This is a genomic window from Frankia sp. CcWB2 (assembly GCF_977927585.1).
The window spans coordinates 1-1,339 of record NZ_CDWRCM010000042.1 but is presented as its reverse complement, the minus strand read 5'-3'; the positions used below and the strand labels follow the sequence as shown (position 1 = coordinate 1,339).

The window sequence follows — 1,339 nt, the reverse complement described above, 5'->3', positions numbered from 1 at the left end:
GAGGGTGCGATGATCGCGACGGCGGTGCCGGATCGGTGGGCGGGCCAGCCGGTGCGTCTGTTGGATCTCAGCCCGTGAGCTGGTCCGGCCCGGCGGCTCCACCGCAGCCAACACCCGTCTTGGCGCCTGCGGGCGGGTCGTGGCTGCCGCCGTCACGGCAAGAAGACGGAAAGGGGAGCCGGGAGGGTTCGGCAGACGCTCGCTCACCTACCTCGGATACGGGCTGCGCGACATGTCCTGCGGCAAAGCTCGCTGACGCCACCCGGCCGGGTGAGGGCGAGTTCCTGGATGGACGTCTCGGGAAATCACGGCGCGGACTATGGTGGTGGCCGGGCAGAGCACCGTCCAGTTCCGCGTGGCCGGAAGGTTCGCCCTGATGATGATGCGATACGCGTTCCGCCTGTATGTGGCTGGGCAGTCGGAGCAGTCCAGCACTGCCGAGGAGAGTAACGAGGCCTATATTCATGCTCATGCTGGCAGGTGGACGCAAGCGCCACGCACTCGACCGAACCGGAGAGTGGAGGCCAGATGCGCCAGTCCCGATCAGCCCGTATCCCACGCCCATTCCTTGCTGCCGTGCTTGCGGTGAGCCTGCCGCTGCTGACCGGAATATCAGGGTCGGGTTTGTCCGCGTCCGCCGCTGCGGCCACCCGGACAAAGCTAACCTGGAAATCGTGTGAGAATGGGTTGGAGTGCGCGGCTCTGCCCGTTCCGTTGGACCACGCCAGGCCTGCCGCAGGCACGGTCAACCTGGCGTTGATCCGTGCTCCGGCCCGCCAGCCACACCGGCGGATCGGCTCGCTGGTAATGCTGGCCGGTGGGCCGGGCCAGTCGGGAGTCGGGTTCATCCGCGACTGGCTGGGCTTCTTCGGCGCGTCGTTGCGCGACCGTTTCGACATCGTCGGGTTCGACCAGCGGGGTGTCGGTGGGAGCGCGCCGGTCCGTTGCAGCAGCGGGCAGGATAATGATCCGCTAGCCGCCGCCTCCCCGTTCGCGATCCACTCCCGCGCTGGGAGTGAGGATGACGACGTGTACAAGGAGCTGGTTGACGACAGGCGTCAGTGGGCGCAGGGCTGCGTACGGTTCAGCGGCGCTGAACTGCCGTACCTGTCGACCGAGGCCGCGGCCCGGGATCTCGATCTGCTGCGAGCCGCGCTCGGCGAGGACAAGCTCACCTCTTACGGGGGATCCTACGGCACCGTGCTGGGCACCACCTACGCCAGCATGTTCCCGACCCGGATCCGGGCGCTGGTGCTGGACGGCGTAGAAGATCCGAACGTGTGGATGAACCAACCGCAGGAGGACCTACGCCGAATGGCTCAGGACTTCGAGACCGCGC

General features: G+C 67.4%; 1 protein-coding gene. It reads left to right on the top strand.

From position 1 onward, the window contains the following. Positions 1–687: 687 nt before the first annotated feature. Positions 688–1,339: alpha/beta fold hydrolase (locus ACY45C_RS06755; RefSeq protein ID WP_462186779.1), on the top strand; the 652-nt coding region annotated here is incomplete at its 3' end.